Origin of the sequence: Cloacibacillus sp., from assembly GCF_020860125.1 — a bacterium.
Lineage (GTDB): Bacteria > Synergistota > Synergistia > Synergistales > Synergistaceae > Cloacibacillus.
In genome coordinates this window covers 1-7,590 of the sequence record NZ_JAJBUX010000122.1, presented here as the reverse complement: position 1 = coordinate 7,590, position 7,590 = coordinate 1, and the positions used below count along the sequence as shown (strand labels likewise).

7 protein-coding genes are annotated in these 7,590 nt (G+C 54.0%); 5 read left to right on the top strand and 2 right to left on the bottom strand.

The genetic code is table 11. The features are described 5' to 3' along the window. From LIO98_RS15030 to LIO98_RS15020, 3 genes are all read left to right on the top strand, one after another. On the top strand, positions 1-827 hold an 827-nt coding region (locus tag LIO98_RS15030; RefSeq protein ID WP_291958953.1), incomplete at its 5' end, for a hypothetical protein. 475 nt (positions 828-1,302) lie between these two features. Then, the gene (locus LIO98_RS15025) at positions 1,303-2,022 is read left to right on the top strand and encodes an SIMPL domain-containing protein (RefSeq protein ID WP_291958951.1); all 720 of its coding nucleotides are present in this window, start codon (positions 1,303-1,305) and stop codon (positions 2,020-2,022) included. 71 nt (positions 2,023-2,093) lie between these two features. Continuing rightward, positions 2,094-2,654, top strand: a complete 561-nt coding sequence (locus LIO98_RS15020; protein ID WP_291958950.1) for a cysteine hydrolase family protein — start codon at positions 2,094-2,096, stop codon at positions 2,652-2,654. Between the two features lie 105 nt (positions 2,655-2,759). Here the strand turns inward: LIO98_RS15020 and LIO98_RS15015 are convergent, their stop codons facing one another. Together LIO98_RS15015 and LIO98_RS15010 are read right to left on the bottom strand one after the other, a co-directional pair. Then, positions 2,760-2,957: a hypothetical protein gene (locus LIO98_RS15015; RefSeq protein WP_291958949.1), complete on the bottom strand. Its 198-nt coding sequence runs from the start codon at positions 2,955-2,957 to the stop codon at positions 2,760-2,762. An 853-nt stretch (positions 2,958-3,810) separates the two neighbouring features. Beyond that, on the bottom strand, positions 3,811-5,688 hold the full coding sequence (locus LIO98_RS15010) for a YgiQ family radical SAM protein (RefSeq protein ID WP_291958948.1): 1,878 nt from the start codon (positions 5,686-5,688) through the stop codon (positions 3,811-3,813). Positions 5,689-5,781: 93 nt separating this feature from the next. On the opposite strand from LIO98_RS15010, the gene LIO98_RS15005 reads away from it, so the two are divergent. After that, positions 5,782-6,480, top strand: coding sequence for a SprT family zinc-dependent metalloprotease (locus tag LIO98_RS15005; protein WP_291958947.1), 699 nt, complete (start codon positions 5,782-5,784; stop codon positions 6,478-6,480). 10 nt (positions 6,481-6,490) lie between these two features. After that, positions 6,491-7,333, top strand: a complete 843-nt coding sequence (locus LIO98_RS15000) for an MBL fold metallo-hydrolase (RefSeq protein WP_291958945.1) — start codon at positions 6,491-6,493, stop codon at positions 7,331-7,333. Positions 7,334-7,590: the final 257 nt, after the last annotated feature.

Sequence of the window (7,590 nt, the reverse complement as noted above, 5' to 3'; positions counted from 1 at the left end):
ACCAAGCACAGAACGACCAAGCGCAGAACGGTCAAGCGCTAACTAATATGGAAGCCGTTCGGGAGGTTTTGAAAAAGAGCGACGACAAAGGGCCATCTCACTGGGGTGTTAAAATTAATAATGCAGAAAACGACGTTGCCAAGACAGTTATCGATAATGACTATTCGTTCCTTCAAAATCAACTGGGTGCGGCTATTATAAAGGCTGATGGCAGGCCTGAGCAAAGCATCGCCTCCATCGCGGATTTGGTATACGTCCGGGGCAAGGACCTGATCTCTATCTCTACGGGCAACAGCGTTGATTATGCCGATGTACGCCATATTATACGCGCCGGTGACAAGGGCGCGACGATAAGTCTGAATAAACAGCTTTGGCTCGGCTATGTGCCGAATGATGGAAAGGTAAAACTGGGGACGGTAACGGGAGTCTACCCGAAGAAGGCCGATACGGTTACGAATGACGCGGACGAGGCTAACGCGAACGGGGCTAACGCGGACGAGGCTAACGCGGACAAAGAACTCTCGGGGCTGATTACCGATAAAGATAAAGCCGTACTGCAATTTAAGGATACAAGCTCCATTAAGATTGCGGATAATTCGGCCAAGATAAACATAAAAGGCGGCTCCACTCTGGAGATGACGAAGGATAAAAGCACCCTTAAGGCGAGAACTGTCGAATTCGGAGTGATCCTCCCCGAAAATAATACGTCGGTGAAGATAAATGTCGATAGCTCGGGCGTTAAAATCTGCGACGTACTATTTAATAAATCCAATTTATCGACCAATGGGGTGCTTAAGTTAGAAGGTAACATCATCAAGATAGGCTAGCGGCGCCGTCGTTCCGGTGTGAACGGCATGCCGTCCTTTTGTCCCCGCCGGCGGCGTGGGACAAAAGGACGGTGTTTTCTGTGCTTCCGCGCCATAACGGCAACGACGCGCGGCGGAGCCGGAGAAAAACGGGGGATAAGGGCAAAGGCTTTGTATTTGCCTGGTTCCGTTGGGCTGGCGGCTTTACCTATGCCGGTCTGCTTGGAAAAGTTCTAATCTCTCTGTCGTCCGCTGCGGGGCCTGCCGCAAACTGTCCGGCTCAAATAAAAAATGCTTTTTGCCCGATACGCTCATCGTCATTTAATTTATAGTTCCGATTGACTGCCGCGTTCAGGCGGAACTTTTGTCATACTCCTGCTTTTTACGCTTTGCCGCATAACGGCTTGCCGTGATATTATATAGCACTATAAAATATATAGACGGAGGGGCGCTGGCCGCAGCTGCCTCTCTTAACAAAATTGAAAGGGAGATTTTTATGAAACGTACGAAATACATCGCTGTGGTAATGCTGCTTATGCTGTCTGTATTCGCCGTCTCCGCGAGCGCGTCGGCGGCGGAGGAGCGCGACTCCATCGCCGTGACCGGAACCGCCTCCGTTGAGACTGAACCTGATATGGCCTCGGTGACGCTCTCTATGACCGAATATGGAAAGAGCGCCGCCTCGACCCGCGCCGCGCTCGCGGAGAGGATAGAGAGGCTGAGTAAATACATTGCCTCTATCCGCGTGGACTCAAAGGATTTCAAAACGACGGGTTATGAGCTTGCGCCGAATTATGTGACGGAGCGCGAGAAGCGCGTCCAGAAGGGCTACGCGGCGACCGTATCGTTTGCCGTTACGGTGCGGAACCTTGCCGACCTTGGCGCCGTCATCGACGGCAGCGCGGAAAAATGTTCCGCCTCCGTGAATAACGTCAGCTTTGGACTGCAAAAGCATGAGGAGATCGAGCGCGGCCTTCTGAAGTCCGCGGTCGAGGACGCCAGAGCGCGCGCCTCTTTAGTCGCCTCAACGGGCGGCCGCAGCCTCGGCAGGCTGGTCAACGCGAACATCGGCACCGCTGGCGCCGCGCCGCTGGCGCGAAAAAACACCGTGATAGGCTATTCAATGATGGCGGACGCGGCGATGCCCGCCACGCAGCTTGCCGCCGGAGTGATAAACGTCAGCGTCTCCGTCTCGCTGGTATTTGAGCTGAAATAAGGGCGGTTTAAGCGGTTAAGTTCCCACAAGGGAAGTATTTTCTTTAATATATTTGACGGAGGTGTTTTTGAATGAATTTAGGACTGCTGTTGATCGACATACAGAACGATTACTTTCCGAACGGGAAATTTGAATTATACCGCGCGGAAGAGGCGGCGAATCAGGCGAAAAAAATATTGCAGTCGTTCCGGGAACATGGGCTGCCTGTTTTCCATGTCCGGCATATAAACCAATCGCCGGCCGCCGCGTTTTTTGTGCGGGACACGGAGGGAGTACAAATCCATAAAAGTGTCTGCCCTCAAGATTCGGAGACAGTGATTGAAAAGCATACGCCGGACAGCTTCTATCAAACAAATTTGAAGTCGGAACTTGATAAAAAAGATATCCGTCACCTAGTGGTCTGCGGCATGATGACCCATATGTGTGTCGACACAACGGTGAGGGCCGCCAGAAGCCTTGGCTATGACATCACGCTTATAGAGGACGCCTGCGCGACGAGAGACCTGGAATGGAATAACGCGGTCGTACCCGCTCCCGTAGTCCAAGCCGCCTTTATGGCCTCTCTAAGCGGCAGTTTCGCGGAAATCACCACCGCCGATAAATGGAAAATATGCGGTAAAACAGATAAATAGGCAACAAAGCGGCGGCGGAGTGATATAAAATCCGACTGCAGCTCCGCCGCTAACCTATTCAATCGGCAGCTTTTGAGAGTATTCAGCCGGGTACTCTTTTTTTATTTAATGAATGCCAATTTGAAGGCTTTTTTGCGCCGCCTCTTCTTGCATGGCCTGCCTTAAAAGACGTAAAAAAGTATTATGCGTCAAGAATTCTATTGCGCAGGCGGCAAGCACGGCAAGGAAAACCGATGTGAGAAAAAATGCTTGAGGTTTTTTAAAAATCGGACTTGTCCAATAGTCCGGTTCCTTTTTATTCATAAGCCGCGATCCATGTATTAAGATTAAACAGATCAGAAAAGTACAAAATTGAGCTAGATAATATAGTGGCCTGTTATGGAGATAAAGAGAGACGAATAATTTATCCATTTTAAGTTCAGAAGGTGAATAATATGAATTTATAGTCTCCCATAAAGATAGTAAAAACGACAAACAAACCACATCCCTTATCATAATAAGATTACTGCGAGATAAAAAAGACTGTACTCTTAAATACATGTTAATTTAGTGTCAGGCAAATATTGCTCTATTTCTTGGTACTTAGCTGGAGAAAAAGACAAAAAGTGTTATACGTTGAAATAAATATTATCCCAAAAGCCGCCAATGCCAATAGCAGGGAAGATATAAGAAACATCGCCGGCTTATTAAAAAATGGGCTTGTCTAATAGTCCGGTTTCTTTCTGTGGGCAAGGCGGTAACAATGTATTACAACAAAGCAAGAAACAAAGATCCCAAAGTGGGCTAAATAATATTTAGGCCTATCATTTAGGTAAAGATAGACCAAATATTTATCAATTCTATTAGGAGAATTATCAAAGATAAACTTGATAATTTCCCATAAAGATGACAAAAACGACAGATAAATCACCCCCTAATCGGCCGGTTGAGACAGCCGTAACTGGCAATAATGCCTGTATATGAAAACGTAATGTAGAAAACAGGAAACTGTATCAACTGCTTCATTATATTGACCATATTAATGGATGTAAAGCCGAAGCCGGATTTTGCGCCGTATGAACTGGCGCGGCCTTGCCATAAGATAAAAATGGCGGAGAAGTCAGCTCTCCGCCATTTTCATAGTTTTCTTTATTTATAGTGACTGAGGTATTTCCTCTCAGTAAACCAGCGCCTTCGGGCTGCGGCCGATGAGGTCCTTTCTTCCCGCCTTTATCAGTGCCTTGCGTACATATTCCCTGTTTTCCGGCATCCAGTACTGCAGGAGCGCCCGCTGCATCTTTCGCTCCTCGTGATCCTTCGGGACATAGACCTTCCGCATCGTGAGCGGGTCTATGCCGGTATAATAGATACAGGTGGAGAGCGAACCGGGCGTCGGGGTGAAGTCCTGCACCTGCTCGGGGCGCAGGCCGCTGTCGCGGATAAACTCCGCGAGCTCCACCGCCTCTTTCAGCGTCGAGCCGGGATGGGCCGACATGAAATAGGGGACGAGGAACTGCTTCATGCCGAGCCTGGCGTTCATCTCAGCATATCTTTTCAAAAATTCTTCGGTCACGGCGCGCGGCGGCTTGCGCATATACTGCAGCACCTCCGCGCTCACATGTTCGGGGGCCACCTTCAGCTGTCCGCTGATGTGCCAGCGGCAGAGTTCCTCGAGAAATTCGCCTTTTTTATCCGCGATGATGTAGTCGTAGCGAAGCCCCGAGCGGATGAATACCTTTTTGATGCGCGGCAGAGCGCGTACCTTGCGCAGCAGCGCGATGTAATCGTCGTGGTCCGCGCGCAGCTTTTTGCAGGGCTGCGGATAGAGGCAGGACTTTCCCTTGCAGGAGCCGCGCTTGATCGATTCCTGACAGGAGGGGACGGTAAAATTCGCCGTCGGGCCGCCGATATCGTGGATGTAGCCCTTGAAGCCGGGCATCTTCGTGAGAAGCTCGGCCTCCTTGATGATCGATTCGTCGCTTCTTCTCTGGATGATGCGCCCCTGGTGGGAGGATACCGCGCAGAAGCCGCATTCCCCGAAGCAGCCCCGGTGGCTTGTGATGCTGAACTTTACCTCGTCGAAGGCGGGTACGCCGCCCGCGGCGTCGTAGTCGGGATGCCAGGCGCGCGCGTAGGGCAGGGCGTATATCCTGTCCATCTCCGCCGTCGAGAGCGGGCGCGCGGGGCGGTTCTGCACGACGTGCCAGGCCCCCTGGTCCTGAATGAGCCGCCTGCCGCGTATACCGTCGTTCTCGTCGTAGAAGAGCTTGAAGGAGGCGGCGAACTTTGCCTTGTCGGCGCTGACCTCCGCGAAGGAGCCGAGCGCCACGGCGTCGTTGGCCGCCACCGGATCGTGCGTCTTCCAGCAGGTGCCCGCGATATCCCTGAGCGACGCGGCCTCTTCGCCGTCGGCGAGGCGGCGCGCGATCTCCAGCGAGGCGCTCTCGCCCATGCCATATACGAGAAGGTCTGCGCGGCTGTCCGTCAGGATTGAGCGGCGCACGCCGTCGCTCCAGTAGTCGTAGTGCGCGAAGCGTCGCAGGCTGGCTTCGATGCCGCCGATCACGAGGGGGATGTCGCCCCAGAGCTCGCGCACCCTGTTGGCGTAGACGACGGTGGCCCGGTCCGGCCTGCGTCCCGCCGCGCCGCCCGGAGTATAGTCGTCGCGGCGGCGTTTTTTGCCGGAGGCCGTGTAGTGGTTCAGCATCGAGTCGAGGTTCCCCGCCGAGAGCATGACGCAGAGGCGCGGACGGCCGAGCTTGGCGAAATCCTCCGTGCCGCGCCAGTCCGGCTGGGAGACGATGCCGACGCGGAAGCCGTGAGCCTCGAGCCAGCGCGCGATTATCGCGTGGCCGAAGCTGGGATGGTCGACGTAGGCGTCTCCCGTGATGACTAGGACGTCGAGTTCATCCCAGCCGCGCGCCTCCATGTCGGCTCGGCTCACGGGAAGGAAGGCGCTCCTCGGCGGGGAGGCCGGAGCCTTTGGCGGCTGTTTCGCGCGGAATTTATTTTTATTTTCAAGACGGCGTATCGCGCCGTTTTTTTCAGCGGTCATCTCTTTTATCTCCATTTTTTTTCATTTTTGCGCACAAAAAGAGAGCGGCGCAGCGCCTTATAATTTTACCATCATTGATATATTATAGGTGTCATGATAAACGATTATATTGCCGTAGAGGGGATCAGATACGAGGTTAGGAGAAACGCGAGAAGAAAGAGGGTCGCCATCGGGCTGGACGGCGACAATCGCTTTTTTATCGCCGCGCCCGTCTATACGGCGCGCGGGGAGCTTGAGCGCATCCTGCGGGAAAATTCCGCCTCGTTTGTCGATAAGATCGCGAAAAAAAGGCCGCATTCGCTGGCCGTGGAGCATAAATACGAGGACGGCGAGCTCTTCTATTTTCGCGGGGAACAGTATCCTTTGCGGGTAAAGTCCGGCATCGCCGGCGGCCTGCGGTTTGATGGCGGGGAGTTTTTAACGGGTTTATTCGCTGACAGTGAAATAGTTCGCCATAATTTCGAAGCTTGGTACGCACACAGGCTCAGAGAATTGATACAGGCGGAGTTTCCCGCATGGTGTAAGCGTATCGGCGTCGGCCCGAAGAAGGTGGAGCTGAAAAACGTCAGGACGCTGTGGGGCAGCTGCTCTTCGTTGCAGAGCATCACCTTCAGCATCCGCCTCGCGCTCGTACCGCCCCCCCTGATGGAATATGTGATGATACACGAGCTCTGCCACCTGCTGGAGATGAACCATTCCGCGAAATTCTGGGCTCATGTCGGACGCTTTTGCGGCGGCTACGAGCAGCGGCGGGCCGAGCTCAAACGCGACGGAGGCAAATATAGATGGTGAGGCGTATATATTGACTAAAATCGAGAATTTTTCCTATCCTGAGAACTTTATAAAGTACCTTGGCACAAGCGGCGGACGTTTCTCGATGATACGTCAGGTGCGCAGCACGGGCGGCCTCTGGTTCCGCTACGGCGGGATTCAGGGGGTCATAGATCCCGGCCCCGGAAGCCTCGCGCATATCTGCGCCGCGCGGCCGGAGCTGGCCGCCGACGAGGCTGATTTTGTACTGCTCACACACAAGCACCTCGACCACAGCACCGACGCGAACGTGCTGATCGAGTGCATGACACACGGGGGTTTTGACGAGCGGGGGTTGCTCGTTGCGCCGCGGGACGCGCTCGCGGGCGACGACCCTGTGATCCTGAAATATTCGCAGAAGCGTGTGCCGCGGATAGTGAGCCCCGCCGATGGGCAGCCGGTCGGCCTTGGACGCGGCGTGACCGCGGAGCCGGTGGCGCACGTCCACCACGGCGTTGAATGTTTCGGCTATATCTTCCGCCGCGAGGGACTGAATGATTGGGGGATCATCAGCGACAGCCGTCTGATGCCATATTTTGCAGAGAGGTATCAAAGCTGCCGCTTCCTCTCGCTGAACGCCACCTTTCCCAACGCCAAGAGCCGCCTGGACCACATGTCGATCGAGGAGGCGCGGCAGCTGCTGACGGAGCTGCATCCCCGGATCGCCGTCCTGACGCATCTGGGCGCGATGCTCACCTCGCCCGAGGGGGAACACTTTTTGACGGGGCTCGATACGAAAGAGACTCACATTGTCGCGGCGGAGGACGGCATGGCCGTAGACCTTGATTCTCTGGCGATATACCGCGAGCGGCGCGGAGAGCCGGCCGCCGTCTGATATGAAAAAGAGTGATTAACACAAAACGTAGGTTTTTGCATTTTGATTCTATGTTATAAACGCTGATTTCCTTCGGGTGGGGGAAGAGATAAATTGCGATTTACCAAAGATTTTGGCGCCCTCTCTGAGGGAGCTCCCCGTGAAGCGGGGTGAGGGAGAGTTGACCTTAGGTTCTCCCGTGGCCTTTGCCGCGGGCTCTGTATGGCGCGGGAACCGCGCCATACAGAGCAACACTCCTTCCGTCTCGCCGCAAAAGC